Raw genomic sequence first — 18084 nt, 5'->3', positions numbered from 1 at the left:
CCGGGGGTGCATCTGCGCTGGCTGGCGCTGGACGAGCAAACGCTGGACGCCGAGCGGCTGCTGCCGCTGCTCAGTGAGGAGGAGCGCGAGCGCTACTCCGGCACGGTCGCCGCGTCGGCGGCCGAGCGCTTCGTCTTCGGGCGGGTGCTGCTCCGGATGCTCGCGGCCGAGCTCACGGGGACGCGTGCGTCGGAGGTCCGGGTCGTCGCCTGTTGCCCGCGCTGCGGAGGCGCGCACGGCCGGCCGCGGCTGGAGGGCCGCGAGATCGGGCTGGAGCTGCTGTCGGTGAGCATCGCGCACTGCGCGGGCGCTGTGGTCGTCGCGGCGAGCAGCGCCGGTGCGGTCGGCGTCGACGTGGAGCCGGCGCTGGGGACGCCGGAGCGCGGGGAGCGGATCACGCGCATCGCGGGCGCGCCCTTCGCCACCGGAGGGATGCGGCCCGCCGACCCCGTCCTGCACTGGACCCGGATCGAGGCAGCGCTGAAGGCGGACGGCCGCGGGCTCGAGCTCGACCCGCGCCGAGTGCACGTGCACGAGTCGCACCATGCGGCGGAGGCGCGGATCGACGGCGTCCGCTTCCGACTGGCCGAGCCGCAGCTGGACCCGGCACTGCGGGTGAGCGTCGCCCTCGGGCCGACGGGGGACTCGGGTGCCGGACCGATCATCGGCTGGCGGCGCGAGCACGGCGACGCGCTGGCGGACTCGCTGGTGTCAGCGCCCGGGCGGTAGTGGCGGCAGCTCCTCGTCGAGGAGCCAGGCGTCGAGCAGGTCGTCCACTCCCTCGCCGAGGATCTCGGTGCAGAGCTCGCGGAACTCCTCGTCGGTGACGGCTGCGGAGGCGTAGCGGGAGGTCCACGCTCGCAGCAGCCGGAGGAAGGCTTCGTCGCCGACGGTGAGCCGCAGCGCGTGCAGAGTGAGCGCGCCGCGCTTGTAGACGCGGTCGTCGAAGAGCGCGACCGGCCCCGGATCGGCGAGCACGAGATCCTGCGCGGCGGCTCGCAGCACGGCGTGGTGGCGGCGGGCGCAGGCGTCGGCGGTGGCGCGGCCCGACTCCTCCGACCACAGCCACTCCGCGTAGCAGGCGAACCCCTCGTTGAGCCAGATGTGGCGCCAGCGGGCGATGCCCACGCTGTTGCCGAACCACTGGTGCGCGAGCTCGTGCGCGATGAGGCGCTCCGATCCGCCGCGGCCGTCGGCGTGGTTGGCGCCGAACACCGCCATCGCCTGCGCCTCGAGCGGGATCTCCAGCTCGTCCGCCGTGACGACGACGCAGTAGCGGGCGAAGGGGTAGGGCCCGAACAGCCGCGTGAACAGAGCGAGCATGCGCTCGAGCGGAGCGAAGTCGTGCGCGACCCGTGCGGCCAGCGCGGCGGGGCGGGCGAGGGTCACCGCGACTCCGGCGAGCACGCGCTCCTCGATCGCGTAGCGGCCGATCTGCACCGAGGCGAGGTACGCGGCGCTGGGCTCGCGCTGCTCGTAGAGCCAGGTGCGGCGGCCTGAGCGGGCGCTCGAGTCGATGAGCACCCCGTTCGCGAGCACGGCGTAGCCCTCCTCGGCGGTGACGCGCAGGCGGTACGGGGCCTTCTCGGCGACGTCGTCGTTGCAGGGGAACCAGGTGGAGGAGCCGGAGGGCTGCGAGGCGACGAGCACCCCGTCCTCCAGCTCCTCCCAGCCGAGCTCGCCCCAGTGGCTGGCGCGGGGAGCGGGGTGGCCGCTGTACTCGATCTCGACCACGACGCTCTCGCCGGCGGCCAGCGGCTCGGCCGGAGTCACCCGCAGCTTGTGCGGCGCCTGCTCGTGGCGGGCGCGGCGTCCGTCGATCCGGACGCGGGCCACGCGGAGCCGGGAGAGGTCGAGCGAGAACCGCCGGAGCGGCTGCAGCGCGACGATCCGCAGCACGGCCCGGCCGGCCAGGCGGTTCGAGGCGACACGGTAGTCGAGGTCGAGGTCGTAGGACTCGACGCGGTAGCCGGTGTTCCCGATGCCGGGGACGTAGGGGTCGCCGGCGGTCTCGAGCCCGGTCAGCGCGGGGCTCACGCGACGGGCGCGTGGTAGTCGGCGACGCGCACCTCGCGCCACGGGCCGATCGGGTTGCCGCTCCAGCGGCTGCCCGCGGGCACGAGCTCCCCGCGCATCACGAGCGAGGCCGGGCCGACCGTGCCGTGCTCGGCGATCCGCGCGGCGGGGAGGATCACGCTGTGCGGGCCCAGGGTGGCGCCGGCGTCGAGGCTCACGAGATCCATGCTCATGATTCGATCATGGAACAGGTGCGTCTGCACGACGCAGCCCCGGTTCACGGTCGCTCCGTCGCCGAGCGAGATCAGATCGGCCTCGGGGAGCCAGTAGCTCTCGCACCAGACGCCGCGTCCGATCCGGGCACCGAGGCTCCGCAGCCACCACACCAGCGCCGGAGTGCCCGCGGCGGCGTGGGCGAACCAGGGCGCGGCGACCATCTCGGTGAAGGCGTCGGCCAGCTCGCTCCGCCAGACGAACGAGGACCACAGCGGCTGCTCGCTCGGCTCGACGCGCTGGATCAGGATCCACTTGGCGGCGGTGGACACGGCCGCGGCGACGGCCCCGGCGGCCAGCAGCACGACGCCTCCGACGAGCGCGGCGAGCACCGCCCCGAGCGTCTGAATCAGCGCCAGCAGCCCCGCGACCACGCAGAGGCCGATCGCGACCGAGACGACCACCGGGGCGAAGCGGCCGAGCTCCCACGCGATGCGGGCCGCGCGGAGCCGGCGGGCCGGGCGGAAGGTGCGCGCCGACTCCGCCTCGACGACGGTGCGCCGCAGCCGCACGGGAGGCGAGCCCAGCCACGACGAGCCCGCCTTCGACTTCCGGGGCGCGGAGGAGAGGACGGCGACGAGTCCGCCGGCGGGCACGGTGTGGCCGGGCGCCGCCATGCCGGAGTTGCCGAGGAAGGCGCGCTCGCCGATCTCGGCGCGGGCGAGCCGCATCCAGCCGCCGCCGAGCGCGTAGGAGGCGACGAGCGTGTCGTCGGCGAGGAACGCGCCGTCGCGGATGGTCGTCATCGCGGGCAGGAGCAGCACCGTCGAGGCCTCGACGTCGCGCCCGACCTTGGCGCCGAGGAGCCGCAGCCAGACCGGGGTGAACAGGCCCGAGTAGAGCGGGAAGAGCAGGACCCGCGCCGAGTCGAGCAGCCGCTCCGTCGACCAGACCTGCCAGCCGATCCGGCCGCGCACGGGGTGGGTACCGGGCTCGACGCCCCGACCGAGCAGGCGCACCAGGACGACGACGAGGGCGGCGAGGACGACTCCGGAGACGGCGACGGCGGGCACGAGGGCGGCGAGAGCGGGCCCGAGCGCGGCGCCGAGGCCGGCGGAGCCGCGCACGGCGGCGGCCACGACGGCGAGTCCGGCCGCGAGGGCGAGGACCGGGACCGCCGCGAGGCCGACCGCGGACGCTCCGTACGCCCAGACCCAGCCCGGGCGGCGCGCGGGGCGCTCCGGGGGGAACCCGGCGTTCGCCCTGCCGAGCCGCTGGGCGGGGGAGCCGCCCCAGCGTTGCCCGGCCGGCACCCGCCCGAAGACGGCCGAGCCCGGCTCGATCTGTGCGTGCTTGCCGATCCGGGCACCGGGGAGGAGCGTGCTGCGCGCCCCCACCGTGCTGCCGGCGCCGACCCGGACGGCGCCGACGCGCAGGACGTCGCCGTCGATCCAGTAGCCGGAGAGGTCGACCTCGGGCTCGATCGCCGCGCCGCGCCCGAGCGTGAGCATCCCGGTCAGCGGAGGGAGGGAGTGCAGGTCGACGTCGTCGGCGATGCGGGCGCCGAGCGCGCGGGCGTAGTAGGCGACCCAGGGAGCGCCCGCCAGGCTCACGGCCTTGAGCTGGAACGCGATCTGCTCGGCCAGCCAGAGCCGGAGGTGCACGCTCCCGCCGCGCGGGTGGTCTCCGGTGCGGATCCCGCGCAGCAGGGTGCGCGCGGCGAGGACGGTGAGCCCCATCCGCCCGAACGGCGTGAGGAAGAGCGCGAACGCGGGGATCAGCGCGGCGAGCGGGACGGTGGGCAGCCAGCCGAATCCCGGCACCAGGTCGAGCACCGCGGTGACGGTGAGGATCGCGGTGACCCAGCGGGCGCTGCCGAGCACGAGCAGCGGTGCGCCGAGGAGGGTCTGCAGCACGCGCATGCGGAGGGGGACCGGCGCGACGCGGTGAGCGGAGACCTCCGCGGTGCCCGTCGAGCGGCTCTGGATCTCGGCCGCCATCGCTGCCAGGCGCGGGTGGGCGTAGACGTCGGCGACGGTGAACTCGGGGTCGCGCTCGCGGATCCGCGCGACCAGCTGGGCGGCGGCGAGGGAGCCGCCGCCGAGGTCGAAGAAGTTCGCGCGCTCGTCGACCGGCACGCCGAGCACGTCGCGCCAGAGGGCGGCGAGCCACGCCTCCTCGGGGTCGAGGGAGGCGTCCTCGGTCGTGCCCACGGCGAGCGGCCAGGGGAGGGCCGCGCGGTCCACCTTGCCGGAGACGCGGGTCGGCAGCTCCTCGACCACCGCCAGCAGCGGCACGAGGGACGCGGGCAGCTCCTCGCGCAGGCGGGCGAGCGCCGCGTCGCGGTCGAGCTCCCGACCGCCGGCGAGGGCCAGATAGCCGACGAGGACCTGGTTGCCGGCCGCCGTGGTGCGGACCGCGGCCGCCGCCCCCGAGACTCCGGGAAGCGCCTGCAGCGCAGCCTCGACCTCGCCGAGCTCGATCCGGCGGCCGCCGAGCTTCACCTGGTCGTCCGCGCGCCCCTGGAAGACCAGGCCGGCGCTCTCGAAGCGCACGAGGTCGCCGGAGCGGTAGGCCCGCTCCCAGCCGAGCAGCGGAGCGGGCGCGTACTTCTCGGCGTCCTTCACCGGGTCCAGGTAGCGCGCCAGGCCGACCCCGCCGATGACCAGCTCGCCGACCTCGCCCTCGCCGACCCGTCGCCCCTCCGCGTCGACGACCGCGAGCCGCCAGCCGTCCAGCGGCAGCCCGATGCGCACCGGGGGAGGCCCGCCGAGAGGCGCGGCGCAGGCGACGACGGTGGCCTCGGTCGGCCCGTAGGTGTTCCAGACCTCGCGGCCCTCGACCACCAGGCGCTCGCCGAGCTCCGGCGGGCACGCCTCGCCGCCGAAGATCAGCAGGCGGACGTTCTCGAGCGACTCCGCGGGCCAGAGCGCCGCGAGAGTCGGCACCGTCGAGACTACGGTGATGCCGTGCGTGGTCAGCCACGGGCCGAGGTCCATGCCGCTGCGCACCAGCGAGCGGGGCGCGGGGACGAGGCAGGCTCCGTGCCGCCAGGCGAGCCACATCTCCTCGCAGGACGCGTCGAAGGCGACGGAGAGCCCGGCCAGCACGCGGTCGCCCGGCCCGAGCGGCTCCCCCTGGAGGAAGAGGCGGGCCTCGGCGTCGACGAACGCGGCGGCGGAGCGGTGGCTGACCGCCACGCCCTTCGGAGTGCCGGTGGAGCCGGAGGTGAAGATGATCCAGGCGTCGTCCTCGAGCGAGGGCGGCTGGAGCAGCGGGATCGACGCCGTGCTCGGATGCGGCGCGCTCGCGGTGAACAGGCGCGCAGCCGGCTCGTCGGCGCCGGTGCGCTCGAAGGCGCCGGAGCCGGTGATCACGCCGCGGACGGCGGCCTCGCCGAAGACGAGGCGCGCCCGCTCCTCGGGATCGTCCGCGTCCACCGGGACGTAGGCGGCTCCCGCGGCGAGGACGGCCAGGATCGCGAGGTAGAGCTCGCGGGAGCCGCTGGGCATGCGGATCCCGACGCGGTCGCCCCGGCGGACACCGGCGGCGGTGAGCTCGCCCGCGAGCTGCACCGTGCGGGCCAGCAGCTCCCGGTAGCTGAGCGCGCCGGCCGAGTCCTCCAGGGCGGAGGCGTCCGGGTGGCGCTCCGCGGTGTCGCGGAGGACGTCGACCAGCGTGCGCGGCGGAGGGGTGGCCGCTCCCGCATCGAGCACGTTCTGGGGGCCGGCCGTCTCGGTCACGTGTCGTCTCCGTCCCGGCCGCGCGATCGGGAGCGCGGCGGCCGGGGCGACACCGTAGGGCGGCGGGGTGACGCGGAGGTGAACGGGCGGGGTCGGCCTGCTCGGCTCAGTGCGCCATCGGCAGCGGCGCGTCCGACTCCGCCGGGCGGCGGACGAAGAACGCGGCCACGATCGCGACGGTCGCGATGGAGGCGCCCCACAGGAACGCGGAGTGGATGCCGCCCGCGTAAGAGGCGACCTGGTCGGCGCCGCCCTGCGCGAGCTCCGCCGACCGGATCGAGAGGACGGTGACGAACAGCGCCGTGCCCGCCGCGCCGCCCAGCTGCTGGACCGTGCCGATGATGGCGCTGCCGTGCGAGTAGAGCGAGGGGCGCACGGAGCCGAGGCCGGCGGTGAACAGCGGAGTGAAGACGAAGGCGAGGCCCAGGCTGAGGGTCACGTGCAGCGAGAGGACGAACCAGGGCGACGAGTCCGCGGCGAGCAGGGTGTACCCCCACAGCGCGCCGGCCACGACGATCGAGCCGGGCACGAGCAGCACACGGGGGCCGAAGCGGTCGTAGCCGCGGCCGACGAACGGCGCGAGCAGGCCCATCAGCAGGCCGCCGGGGAGCAGCAGCAGCCCGGTCTCCAGCGGAGTGAGGCCGAGCACGTTCTGCGTGTACAGAGGCAGGAGGATCAGCGTGCCGAAGAGCGCCGACATGCTGACCGCCATCATCGCGATGACGACGGTGAAGTTCGCGGAGGAGAAGGTGCGGAGGTCCAGCAGGGCCCGGTCGGTGCGCTGCAGCAGGAGCTGGCGCGCGATGAAGCCCGCGAGGCCGAGGCCTGCGACGACGAACGGGATCCACGGCGCGACGATCGCGGCTCCGCCCTCGCCGAGGCTCGACAGGCCGTAGACCAGGCCGCCGAATCCGAAGACCGAGAGGACCACCGAGAGCGTGTCGATCGGGATGGAGCGCGGCTCGGTGACGTTCTCGACCTTGCGCAGGCCCAGGAGCAGCGCGCCGATCGCGATCGGCAGCACGATCCAGAACATCCAGCGCCAGCCGAGGAAGTTGAGGATGACGCCCGAGATCGTCGGTCCGACGGCCGGCGCCACCGAGATGACGATCGAGATGTTGCCCATCATCCGGCCGCGGATCGCCGGCGGGACGAGCGTCATCACGGTCGTCATCAGCAGCGGCATCATGATGGCCGTGCCGCCGGCCTGCACGACGCGGGCCGCCAGCAGGACCGCGAAGGTCGGGGCGAGCGCGGCGGTGAGCGTGCCGAGGCTGAAGAGGATCATCGCGGCGGCGAAGAGCGTGCGGGTGTGCAGCCGCTGGATCAGGTAGCCGGTAATCGGGATGACGACGGCCATCGTGAGCATGAAGGCGGTGGAGAGCCACTGGCCGACGTGCGCCTCGACGTCGAAGTCGCGCATGAGGTCGGGCAGCGCCACGCTCATGATCGTCTCGTTGAGGATCACGACGAACGCCGACACCAGCAGGAGGCTGATGACCAGGCGGCTGCGCGGCTCCAGGGCGGTGGCGGCGGCGAGTGCGGCGGGCCGCGCGGCGGGAAGGGTGCTGCGCTCGGTCACAGGTGTTCTCCGGTCGTGAGGGGATCGTGTGAGGGGCGCATCGACGGCTCGGCTCGTGGGCGCGGATGCGGGGTACGGAGGGGGAGAACAGCGGCGGGCGCCCCGGACATTCCCGATCGACGGGGATCCGCTGCGAGAGGTCTCAGGCGAGGACCGCGGCGAAGGCGGAGGACGCGGCCTCGGCCTCCTCGAGCGTCGCGCCGTCGCCGAAGCTGAAGCGCACGGCGGTCTGAGCGACCTCGGGGGCGAGGCCGAGGGCCAGCAGCGCGGGCGAGGGCTCGTCGCGCCCGGCTGCGCAGGCCGAGCCGCTCGAGACGACGACGCCGCGTTCCTCCAGCTCGAGGAGCGTCGACTCGCCGCTGCGCCCGGGGACGGCGTACGCGGCGATCGAGGGGAGCCGGTGCGCCGCGGAGCCCAGCGGCACGGCTCGGGGCGCGAGCGCGGCGACCCGCTCGGCGAACGCGGTCCGGACTGCTCCGACCCGCACCGCGCGCTCCGGATCGAGCAGGCGCACCGCGGTGCCGAGCGCGACCGCGAAGGCCACGTTCTCGGTGCCCGAGCGCCGCTCCCGCTCCTGGCCGCCGCCGTGCAGCAGCGGCTCGAACGGGAGCCGGCTGCGCAGCAGCAGCGCCCCCACGCCCTTCGGCGCCCCGAGCTTGTGCCCCGAGACCGAGACGGCGTCGGCGCCCCAGCCCGCGACGTCCAGCCAGCCGGCCGCCTGGACGGCGTCGACGTGCAGCGGCACGCCACGCGACCGGCAGAGCGCCGCGATCGCCGGCACGTCCTGGACCGTCCCGATCTCGTTGCTCGCTGCGAGCACCGAGACCAGCGCCGTGTCCGGCCGGACCAGCGCGGCGAGCGCGTCGAGATCGAGCAGGCCGGTCCCGTCGACGGGGGCCGTCGACACCTCGAAGCCGTGCAGGCGCCGGAGGTGGTCGGCCGACTCGACCGTCGCCTCGTGCTCGAGCGCCGAGATCACCAGGTGCCGTCCGCGCGGTGCCCCCAGCGCGAGGCCCTTGACCGCCGTGTTGATCGACTCCGTGCCGCCGGAGGTGAAGAGCGTCTCGGAGGCGCGGCCCCCGAGGAAGCGGGCCACGTGCCCGCGCGCCGCCTCCAGCGCGCGCGCCGCGGCGTCGCCGAGGGCGTGGCTGCTCGACGGGTTGCCGTACTCCGCGGTGAGGAAGGGCCACATCGCCTCCAGCACCTCGCGCCGCACGGGCGAGGTCGCGGCGTGGTCGAGGTAGATCACTCGACCGCGATGTCCAGGCCGAGGTCGAGCGAGCGGACGCTGTGGGTCAGTGCGCCGACGGAGATCACGTCGACCCCCGCCTCCGCGATCGCGCGCACGGTCGAGAGGTGGACGCCGCCGCTCGCCTCGACCACGGCCCGCCCGCCGATGAGAGCGACGCCCTGGCGGAGCAGGTCGGGGCTGAAGTTGTCGAGCATGATCGTGTCCGCGCCTCCCGCCAGCGCGGGCTCGATCTGGTCGAGCCGGTCGACCTCGACCTCGAGGTGCGCCGTGTGCGGGATCGAGGCGCGCGCCGCCCGCAGCGCCGCCGTCAGATCGATCCCGCGCGCGGCGAGCACCGCGAGGTGGTTGTCCTTCGCCAGCACCGCGTCCGAGAGCGAGAAGCGGTGGTTGCGGCCGCCGCCGCTGCGCACGGCGTGCCTCTCGAGCGCGCGCAGGCCCGGCGTGGTCTTGCGGGTGTCGGCGATGCGGGCGCGCGTCCCCTCCACGGCGGCGACGTACTGCGCCGTCAGGGTGGCGATGCCGCTCATCCGCTGCACCAGGTTGAGCGCGACCCGCTCGCCGCGGAGCACGCCGCCCGCGGGGCCCTCGATGCGGGCGAGGGTCTGCCCGGCCTCGAACACCGCGCCGTCCTCCACGAGCACCGAGCAGCGGATCCGGGAGTCGACCTGCCGCATCGTTCCGACGAGGACGGCGCCGCCGCTGAAGACGCCCGGTTCGCGCGCCACGAGGGCGGCGCTCGCAGTGGCGTCCGCGGGGAGGAGGGTGTCGGAGGTCAGATCCCCCCAGGGCGCGTCCTCCTCGAGGGCGAGGGTGACGACGCGGTCGATGCTCTGGCGGGTCAGCACGGAAGGGCCGCCTCTCTGGTGGGGGCGGCGGCGCTCGCCGTCGCGGGGTCGGGGGAGTCGGTGCGGTGGTGGGCGCCGACGGAGTGCGTGCGCGCGAGTGCGGCGTCGATCAGAGCGAGGGCGCAGGTCAGCAGGTTCGCGTCCTCGAGCGTCCGCAGTCCGAGCGGGGCGGGAGAGGCTGAGGCGACGAGCGCGTCGCGCGCCGCCGTCAGCCCCGCCGCGTCCCGGGAGAGGCCGGCTCCCTCCCACATCGCGTCCTGGAGAGCGGTGCGGTCGAGCGTCATCGGCACGACGGCGCGGGGAGGGGCGACGGGGCCGCCGCTCCACAGGAGGGAATCGAGGGCGAGCGCAGCACGGCGTGCGAACACGACGCCCTCGAGCAGGCTGTTCGAGGCCAGGCGGTTCGCGCCGTGGACGCCTGTGCGGGCGACCTCGCCGACCGCGAGCAGCCCGGGCAGGCTCGTGCGCCCGTCCAGATCGGTCGCGATCCCCCCCATCCAGTAGTGCGCGGCCGGAGTGACGGGCAGCAGGTCGTCGGCGAGGGAGAGCCCGTTCTCGCGGCAGGCCGCCGAGATCGTCGGGAACCTCCGCGCCAGCACGTCGGAGTCGATCGCCCGGGCGTCCAGGTGCACGGGCAGCCCGCCCTGCAGCCGCATCCGCTCCGCGATCGCGCGCGCCACGACGTCGCGCGGCGCCAGCTCGGCCTCGGGATGCACTCCGGCCAGGAACCGCTCGCCCGCGGCGTCGCGCAGCACCGCGCCCTCGCCGCGCACCGCCTCCGAGACGAGGAAGCCGCCCGTCAGCGCGAGCGTGGTCGGGTGGAACTGGTAGAACTCCAGGTCCGCCGTCTCCGCTCCCGCCCGCAGGGCCGCGGCGAGGCCGTCCCCGGTCGCGACGGACGGGTTGGTGGTGTGCCGGTACAGCTGCCCGGCGCCTCCCGTGGCCAGCACGACCGCGTCGGCCGCCAGGCGCTCGAGCACGCCGTCGTGCAGGACGTCGGCGCCCGTGACCGAGCCGCCCTCCCGCACCAGGTCGACCAGGGCGGTGTGCTCGCGCACCTCGACCGACGAGGCCCGCACCGCCGCCACGAGCGCGGCCTCGATCGCGGCGCCCGTCGCGTCGCCGCCGGAGTGGAGGATCCGCGGACGCGAGTGAGCGCCCTCGAGTCCCCGCGCCAGTTCGCCGCCCTCGCGGTCGAAGCCGACGCCCCACTCCTGCAGCGCCGCGACCGCCTCCGGCCCCTCGGCGCAGAGCACCTCGACCGCCGAGCGCAGGGCGAGGCCCGCGCCGGCGGACAGCGTGTCCTCCACGTGCAGCGCCACGGAGTCCCCCGGCGCCGTGACCGCGGCGATCCCGCCCTGCGCGGCGCGCGTCGACGACTCCGCCAGCGCGCCCTTGGTGACGAGCAGCACGTCGTGGCGGCGCTGTGCTGTCAGCGCGGCGACCAGCCCGGCGATGCCGCTGCCGACGACGACGACCCGCGCCATGTCAGACCGCCGCCGGCCCGGCGGGCGGAACGGCCGCGAGCATCCGCTCGAGAGCGATGCGCGCCTCGGCCTGCACCGACTCGGCGACCTCGATGCGGTTGAGCACCGTCCCGGCGACCAGGCCCTCGAGCACCCAGGCGAGGTAGCCGGGGTGGATGCGGTACATGGTCGAGCACGGGCAGACGACGTCGTCGAGGCAGAAGATCGTGTGCTGCGGGTACTGGACGGCGAGGCGCTGCACCAGATTGATCTCGGTGCCGATCGCGAAGGTCGATCCCGCGGGCGCCGCCTGGATCGCCTTCACGATGTAGTCGGTCGAGCCGTACTCGTCGGCCGCGTCGACGACCGCCATCGGGCACTCCGGGTGCACGATCACGCGCACTCCCGGGTGCTCGGCGCGCGCCTTCGCGATCTGGGCCGTCGTGAAGCGCTTGTGCACCGAGCAGAAGCCGTGCCAGAGGATCACCTGCGCGTCCAGGAGCGTCGCGGTGTCCGAGCCGCCCTGCGGCTTCCGCGGGTTCCACATCGGCATGCGCTCCAGCGGCACGCCCATCGCCTTCGCGGTGTTGCGGCCGAGGTGCTGGTCGGGGAAGAACAGCACCCGCTGCCCGCGGGCGAACGCGTCCTCGAGCACGGTCGCCGCGTTCGAGGAGGTGCAGACCACGCCGCCGTTGCGCCCGCAGAACGCCTTCAGCGCGGCGGAGGAGTTCATGTAGGTCACCGGGACGAGCGGCACGCGGCCGTCGGCGTCCGGCTCGGTGCCGTAGAGCTCGGTGAGCTCGGCCCAGGCGTCCTCGACGGAGTCGATGTCGGCCATGTCCGCCATCGAGCAGCCGGCCGCCAGGTTCGGCAGGATCACGGCCTGGTCCGGTCCGGAGAGGACGTCGGCCGTCTCCGCCATGAAGTGCACGCCGCAGAAGACGATGGCCTCGGCGTCGGGCCGGCTCGTCGCCGCCTTCGCCAGCTGGAACGAGTCGCCCACGTAGTCGGCGTACTGCACCACCTCGTCCCGCTGGTAGAAGTGGCCGAGCACGACGACCCGCTCGCCGAGGGTCTCCTTCGCCGCCAGGATGCGGTGATGCAGCTCGTCGGCGCTCGCCGTGGTGTACTCCTCCGGCAAGCGGCCCTGGACCGGGGCGTCGGCCGGGATCGGGTCGGCCTGGGAGGCGCCGGGCCCGTACGCGGGCAGGCCGAGGTCGAACGACCAGGGGGCCTCCGCGAGCTCGGGCGCGCAGGTGGCGCCGGGCGCGGAGCCGCCCTCGATGAGCCGGATGGTGCTGTCGACGGATGTCACGGTGTTCTCCTCGTGAGGCGGGTGGGGGAGGCGGGCGGCGCGCTCAGACGGGCAGCGGGCCGTTGTCGACGAGCGCCGCCGACTCGTCGTAGCGGTAGAGGCGCGGGGGACGGTGGCGGGTGCCCGTCAGACGCTCCCCGGTGGGCACCACGGTGCCGGAGCTCTCGATGGTCCGGCGGAAGTTGGCCGGGTCGAGGGGCTTCTGCAGGACGGCCTCGTGGACCTCGCGCAACTGGGAGAGGGTGAAGGCGCCGCCGAGGAAGGCCTGCGCGATGCGGGAGTACTCCATCTTGTTGCGCAGGCGCCAGAGGGCGTAGTCGACGATCAGGCCGTGGTCGAAGGCGAGCTCGAGCGGCAGATCGGTGCAGAGCCAGGCGACGTTATCTCCCACGATGGCCTCGTCGGCCTCGGCGGAGCGCACGAGCGCCCAGTAGACGATCGACACGACGCGGTCCTCGCCGGGGGAGCGGTCGGTGCCGCCGACGGCGTAGAGCTGCTCGAGGTAGCGCGGAGCCAGGCCGGTGGTCTCGCGGAGGGTGCGGCGGGCCGACTCGGCGAGGTCCTCGTCCGGATGCAGCGGCCCGCCGGGCAGGGCCCAGAGCCCCTCGAACGGCTCGCGGATGCGGCGGACGACGGGGATCCACACGGTGCTCGCGCCGGTCTCCGGGTGCGGCCGCAGGGCGAAGATCACCGTCGACACGGCGAGCTGCACGTCCGGCATCCGATGCCCCCTACTAAGAGTCGCACTGACTGTAAGTGCTGCGACTACCTTAGTGTCATCGCCACCCGAACACCTAGCGGGAGGGGCGACACGCCGCGCGCGATCCGCCCCGCCCGCTAGGCTGACCGCACAACCGAATACCGGGCCGCAATACGCGACGCGGGAGAGCCGACTTCGGTCGGCACCGAAGGAGCAAGCCTCCCCGCCAATCTCTCAGGTCTTGTACCGCGTCGAACTGGCCACTCTGGAAAGCGATCCGCTCGGATCCGCCCATGGTGAAAGCGCACGACCCCTCGGGGCGGCGCGAATCTCTCAGGCTCCACGACAGAGGGGGAGTTCCCACGGCACTGCTGTGCTCTGCCGCGAACGCGGCGCGAGTCCAGCACTGCGATGAAATGGAGAACTCATGTCCGAGACCCCGACGACCAGCCCCGAAGCCCGCTACTCGCCCCTGCACGAGGTGCACGTCGCCGCCGGCGCGTCCTTCACCGACTTCGCGGGGTGGCAGATGCCGGTCCGCTACTCCGGCGATCTCGCCGAGCACCACGCCGTGCGCACCGCCGCCGGCCTGTTCGACCTCTCGCACATGGCCGAGATCCTGGTCGTCGGCCCCGAGGCGGTCGACGCCCTCGACTACGCCCTGGCGAGCGACATCTCGGCCGTCGCCGCCGGGCGCGCGAAGTACACCCTCCTCCTGGAGCGCACGGGTGGGGTGATCGACGACCTCGTCGTCTACCGCACGGGCGAGGACCGCTTCATGGTCGTCGCGAACGCGGCCAACCGGCACATCGTCGTCGAGACGCTCCGCGACCGCACCGCGATGTTCGAGTGCGAGCTGTTCGACGAGAGCGACGACGTCGCACTGATCGCGCTCCAGGGTCCGCGCTCGCTCGAGATCCTGCAGAACGTCCAGGGTCTCGCCGTCGAGACCGAGCGGGGAGCGGAGTCCGTTCTCGACACGGACGACGCCGCGCGGCTGCTCGCGGAGCTGCGCTACTACCGCGCCGTGCCCGCGACCTTCGAGGCGCACCCGATCCTGATCGCGCGCACCGGGTACACCGGCGAGGACGGCTTCGAGATCTACGTCTCGCCCGACTCCGCTCCCGCGCTCTGGCAGGCGCTGGCCGAGACCGGCGCCGGAGCGGGCCTCGTCCCCGCCGGCCTCGCCGCCCGCGACACCCTCCGCCTCGAGGCGGGCATGCCGCTCTACGGCCACGAGCTCTCCCGCGACGTCTTCCCCGCGCAGGCCGGCCTCGGCCGCGTCGTCGGCTTCGGGAAGCCGATCGACTTCGTCGGCCGCGCCGCGAGCGAGGAGGGCCCCTCCGGCGACGCCCCCGTGCTCGTCGGGCTCGTCGGCGAGGGCCGCCGCGCCGCCCGCGCCGACTACACCGTCCTCTCCGGCGACGACGAGGTCGGAGTGGTCACCAGCGGCGTCCTCTCGCCGACCCTGGGCGTCCCGATCGCGATGGCGTACGTCGCCCCCGCCTCCGCGCAGCCCGGGACGGCGCTCGCCGTCGACATCCGCGGCACGCGACTTCCGATGACCGTCACCGAGCTCCCCTTCTACTCGAGAAAGAAGAACTGACATGGCCGTGCCCACCGAGCTGCAGTACACCTCCGACCACGAGTGGATCCGGGTCGACGGAGAGGTCGCGACCGTCGGCATCACCGCCTACGCCGCCGACAAGCTGGGCGACGTCGTCTTCGTCGAGCTCCCCGAGGCGGGATCCCGCGTCGAGGGCGGCAGCGTCGTCGGCGAGATCGAGTCGACCAAGTCGGTGGGCGAGCTGTTCGCCCCCGTCGACGGCGAGGTCCTCGAGGCCAACACCGCCGTCGTCGACAGCCCCGAGCTCGTCAACTCCGACCCGTTCGGCGAGGGGTGGCTGATCCGGGTCCGCTTCGACGCCCTGCCCGACGGTCTCCTCGACGCCGCCGCCTACACCGAGCTGGTCGGCGAGTAGATGGCGGCCATCAGGACCCCCGGCGCCTTCGAGTCCCGCCACATCGGGACCGACGCCGACGCGCAGCGCACCATGCTCGCGGCTCTCGGCTACGACTCCGTCGAGGACCTCGTCACCGCCGCCGTCCCCGAGTCGATCCAGGTCCGCGATCTTCCGCGGGTGCTGCCCGCTCCGGCTACCGAGACCGAGGCGCTCGCCGAGCTGCGCGCCCTCGCCGCGCGGAACACGGTGCGACGGCCGATGATCGGCCTCGGCTACTACGGCACCCGCACCCCCGCCGTGATCAAGCGCAACGTGCTCGAGAACCCCAGCTGGTACACGGCCTACACGCCGTACCAGCCCGAGATCTCGCAGGGGCGCCTGGAGGCGCTGATCAACTTCCAGACGATGGTCTCCGACCTCACCGGCCTCGACACGGCCGGCGCGTCGATGCTCGACGAGGGCACCGCCGTCGTCGAGGCGATGCTGCTCGCGCGCCGCGCCTCGAAGGCGCGCACCGATGTCTTCGTCGTCGACTCCGACGCTCTCCCGCAGACCCTCGCGCTGCTGCGCGGCCGCGCGGAGGCCGTCGGCATCCGCATCGTCGAGCTCCCGCTCTCGCGCACCGCCGCGGAGGAGGTGCCGGAGTGCTTCGGCGCCCTCGTGCAGTACCCCGGCGCGTCCGGGCACCTCTGGGACCCGTCGGCCGTGCTCGCCGCGGCGAAGGCGCACGGCGGCCTGGCGGTCGTCGCCGCCGACCTGCTCGCGCTGACCCTCGTGCGCTCGCCGGGCGAGCTCGGCGCGGACGTCGCGGTCGGCACCACGCAGCGCTTCGGCGTCCCGCTGGGCTTCGGAGGACCGCACGCCGGCTACCTCGCCGTCCGCAAGGGACTCGAGCGACAGCTGCCCGGCCGCCTCGTCGGCGTGAGCCAGGACGCGGACGGCCACCCCGCCTACCGCCTGTCCCTCCAGGCCCGCGAGCAGCACATCCGCCGCGAGAAGGCGACCTCGAACATCTGCACCGCGCAGGTCCTGCTGGCCGTCATGGCCGCGATGTACGCGGTCTACCACGGGCCGGACGGGCTCGCCGCGATCGCCGAGCGCGTGCACGGCCGGGCCGCGCTGCTCGCACGCCTCCTCCTCGACCGGGGCCATTCCCTCCGGCACGCCGACTTCTTCGACACCGTCTCGGTCGTCGTGCCCGGCGGTGCGGAGGCGGCGGTCGCCCGCGCCCGCGACGCCGGCTTCGACGTGCGCCTGGTCGACGCCGACACGGTCTCGGTGTCGATCGACGAGACGGTCACCGACCTCGAGGTGATCGCCGTCGCGACCGCCGTCGGGCAGCTGGACTCGTCGTTCGGCTTCCTCGGCGGCTCCGCGCGGAGCATCCCCGCCGAGCTCGACCGCCGCACGCCCTTCCTCGTGCACCCGGTCTTCAGCAGCCACCACAGCGAGACCTCGATGATGCGCTACCTCAAGCGCCTCGCCGACTCGGACTACGCGCTCGACCGCGGCATGATCCCGCTCGGCTCCTGCACCATGAAGCTCAACGCCGCCACCGAGATGGAGGCGGTCAGCTGGCCCGAGTTCGCGGACCTCCACCCGTTCGCCCCCGAGGCGGACGTGCAGGGCTCGCTGGCGCTGATCGACCAGCTGGAGGGGTGGCTCGCCCACCTCACCGGCTACGACTCCGTGTCGCTCCAGCCCAACGCCGGCTCGCAGGGCGAGCTCGCGGGCCTGCTGGCGATCCGCGGCTGGCACCGCTCGAACGGCGACGAGGACCGCACGGTCTGCCTGATCCCCTCGAGCGCCCACGGCACCAACGCCGCGAGCGCGGTCCTCGCCGGCATGCGCGTCGTCGTCGTGGCCTGCGACGAGCTCGGGAACGTCGACCTGGACGACCTCCGGGCGAAGATCGCCGAGCACGCGGGCTCCCTCGCCGCGCTGATGATCACCTACCCGTCGACCCACGGCGTCTACGAGCACGAGGTCGCCGAGATCTGCCGTCTCGTGCACGAGGCCGGCGGCCAGGTGTACGTGGACGGCGCGAACCTCAACGCTCTCCTCGGCTTCGCCCGCTTCGGCGACTTCGGCGGCGACGTCTCGCACCTCAACTTGCACAAGACGTTCTGCATCCCGCACGGCGGAGGCGGACCCGGCGTCGGGCCCGTTGCCGCGAAGGCGCACCTCGCGCCGTTCCTGCCCGGCCACCCGCTCGCGCAGCGGCTCGAGCACGGCGTGGGCACGCAGGGCGAGCGGATCGTCCACGGCGGCGCACCGGTGTCGGCCGCGCCGTACGGCAGCCCCGGCATCCTGCCGATCTCGTGGGCGTACGCCCGGATGATGGGCGAGGAGGGCCTGCGGGCCGCGACCGGGGCGGCCGTCCTCTCGGCCAACTACGTCGCCGCGCGCCTCCGCGAGCACTACCCGGTGCTGTACACGGGCGACAACGGTCTCGTCGCCCACGAGTGCATCCTCGACATCCGCCCGCTGACCGCGGCGACCGGAGTGACCGTGGACGACGTCGCCAAGCGCCTCGTCGACTACGGCTTCCACGCGCCGACCATGAGCTTCCCCGTCGCCGGGACCCTGATGGTCGAGCCGACGGAGAGCGAGGACCTCGCCGAGATCGACCGCTTCATCGACGCGATGATCGGGATCAGGGCCGAGGCCGACCGCGTCGGCGCGGGGGAGTGGCCGGTGGACGACAATCCGCTGCGCGGCGCCCCCCACACCGCCGAGTGCCTGACGGCCGAGGAGTGGACGCACCCGTACAGCCGCGAGGAGGCCGTCTACCCGGTCCGCTCGCTGGTGCGCGGCAAGTACTGGCCGCCGGTCCGCCGGATCGACCAGGCCTACGGCGACCGCAACCTCGTCTGCGCCTGCCCGCCCATCGAGGCCTTCGCCTGATCCGCCTGCACGACGAAGGCTGAGAGCTCCGATCCGCCGTCCGCAGGCGGCTCACGAGGTCTCAGCCTTCGTCGTGAAGGG

At 74.2% G+C, this 18084-nt stretch carries 12 protein-coding genes and 1 riboswitch; of the genes, 4 read left to right on the top strand and 8 right to left on the bottom strand.

Translation table 11 applies throughout. The features are described 5' to 3' along the window. The first annotated feature begins 6 nt into the window (after window positions 1–6). Entirely contained in the window at window positions 7–729 is a 723-nt protein-coding gene (locus GSU45_RS10640; RefSeq protein WP_208543425.1) for a hypothetical protein, read from the top strand. Here GSU45_RS10640 and GSU45_RS10635 read toward each other — a convergent pair. The 8 genes from GSU45_RS10635 to GSU45_RS10600 all read right to left on the bottom strand — a co-directional run bounded on the left by GSU45_RS10635 (window position 712) and on the right by GSU45_RS10600 (window position 13153). Continuing rightward, window positions 712–2037 (bottom strand): M1 family metallopeptidase, encoded by a 1326-nt coding sequence (locus GSU45_RS10635; RefSeq protein ID WP_244248094.1) that lies wholly within the window; start codon window positions 2035–2037, stop codon window positions 712–714. The genes GSU45_RS10640 and GSU45_RS10635 overlap by 18 nt on opposite strands. Continuing rightward, on the bottom strand, window positions 2034–5972 hold the full coding sequence (locus tag GSU45_RS10630) for a Pls/PosA family non-ribosomal peptide synthetase (RefSeq protein WP_244248093.1): 3939 nt from the start codon (window positions 5970–5972) through the stop codon (window positions 2034–2036). Before GSU45_RS10630 ends, GSU45_RS10635 begins: the two co-directional genes overlap by 4 nt. A gap of 106 nt (window positions 5973–6078) precedes the next feature. Beyond that, the gene (locus GSU45_RS10625) at window positions 6079–7554 is read right to left on the bottom strand and encodes a DHA2 family efflux MFS transporter permease subunit (RefSeq protein WP_159914835.1); all 1476 of its coding nucleotides are present in this window, start codon (window positions 7552–7554) and stop codon (window positions 6079–6081) included. Between the two features lie 142 nt (window positions 7555–7696). Continuing rightward, window positions 7697–8803 carry a cysteine desulfurase family protein gene (locus GSU45_RS10620; RefSeq protein WP_159914833.1) on the bottom strand — a complete coding sequence of 369 codons (1107 nt, stop codon included), beginning with the start codon at window positions 8801–8803 and terminating at the stop codon, window positions 7697–7699. Further along, window positions 8800–9651, bottom strand: a complete 852-nt coding sequence (gene nadC / locus GSU45_RS10615) for a carboxylating nicotinate-nucleotide diphosphorylase (protein ID WP_159914831.1) — start codon at window positions 9649–9651, stop codon at window positions 8800–8802. The genes GSU45_RS10620 and nadC overlap by 4 nt, the downstream gene beginning before the upstream one ends. Then, window positions 9645–11138 carry an L-aspartate oxidase gene (gene nadB / locus GSU45_RS10610; protein WP_159914829.1) on the bottom strand — a complete coding sequence of 498 codons (1494 nt, stop codon included), beginning with the start codon at window positions 11136–11138 and terminating at the stop codon, window positions 9645–9647. The genes nadC and nadB overlap by 7 nt, the downstream gene beginning before the upstream one ends. Window position 11139: 1 nt before the next feature. Continuing rightward, window positions 11140–12432, bottom strand: a complete 1293-nt coding sequence (gene nadA, locus GSU45_RS10605) for a quinolinate synthase NadA (RefSeq protein WP_159914827.1) — start codon at window positions 12430–12432, stop codon at window positions 11140–11142. Between the two features lie 43 nt (window positions 12433–12475). Beyond that, window positions 12476–13153 (bottom strand): NUDIX domain-containing protein, encoded by a 678-nt coding sequence (locus GSU45_RS10600; protein ID WP_159914825.1) that lies wholly within the window; start codon window positions 13151–13153, stop codon window positions 12476–12478. 150 nt (window positions 13154–13303) lie between these two features. Next, window positions 13304–13391: riboswitch (glycine riboswitch) on the top strand. Window positions 13392–13559: 168 nt separating this feature from the next. On the opposite strand from GSU45_RS10600, the gene gcvT reads away from it, so the two are divergent. From gcvT to gcvP, 3 genes are read left to right on the top strand one after another with little or no spacing between them, the layout of a single operon-like run. Then, window positions 13560–14738 carry a glycine cleavage system aminomethyltransferase GcvT gene (gene gcvT, locus GSU45_RS10595; protein ID WP_159914823.1) on the top strand — a complete coding sequence of 393 codons (1179 nt, stop codon included), beginning with the start codon at window positions 13560–13562 and terminating at the stop codon, window positions 14736–14738. Between the two features lies 1 nt (window position 14739). Then, a complete protein-coding gene (gcvH, locus tag GSU45_RS10590; protein ID WP_159914821.1) occupies window positions 14740–15114 on the top strand; it encodes a glycine cleavage system protein GcvH in 375 nt (124 codons plus the stop codon). Further along, on the top strand, window positions 15115–18003 hold the full coding sequence (gcvP, locus tag GSU45_RS10585) for an aminomethyl-transferring glycine dehydrogenase (RefSeq protein ID WP_159914819.1): 2889 nt from the start codon (window positions 15115–15117) through the stop codon (window positions 18001–18003). It abuts the gene before it with no gap. Window positions 18004–18084 lie beyond the last annotated feature (81 nt).

The organism is Rathayibacter sp. VKM Ac-2801 (assembly GCF_009834245.1).
GTDB lineage: Bacteria > Actinomycetota > Actinomycetes > Actinomycetales > Microbacteriaceae > Rathayibacter.
The sequence above is the reverse complement of the archived record's forward strand: the minus strand, read 5'-3'. Positions and strand labels throughout refer to the sequence as shown.

What these genes read in the sequence shown, in the direction of transcription:
- nadB (WP_159914829.1), bottom strand. Translation starts at nt 11,138, where the DNA reads ATGGCGCGGGTCGTCGTCGTCGGCAGCGGCATCGCCGGGCTGGTCGCC.
- GSU45_RS10600 (WP_159914825.1), bottom strand. Translation starts at nt 13,153, where the DNA reads ATGCCGGACGTGCAGCTCGCCGTGTCGACGGTGATCTTCGCCCTGCGG.
- gcvT (WP_159914823.1), top strand. Translation starts at nt 13,560, where the DNA reads ATGTCCGAGACCCCGACGACCAGCCCCGAAGCCCGCTACTCGCCCCTG.
- gcvH (WP_159914821.1), top strand. Translation starts at nt 14,740, where the DNA reads ATGGCCGTGCCCACCGAGCTGCAGTACACCTCCGACCACGAGTGGATC.
- gcvP (WP_159914819.1), top strand. Translation starts at nt 15,115, where the DNA reads ATGGCGGCCATCAGGACCCCCGGCGCCTTCGAGTCCCGCCACATCGGG.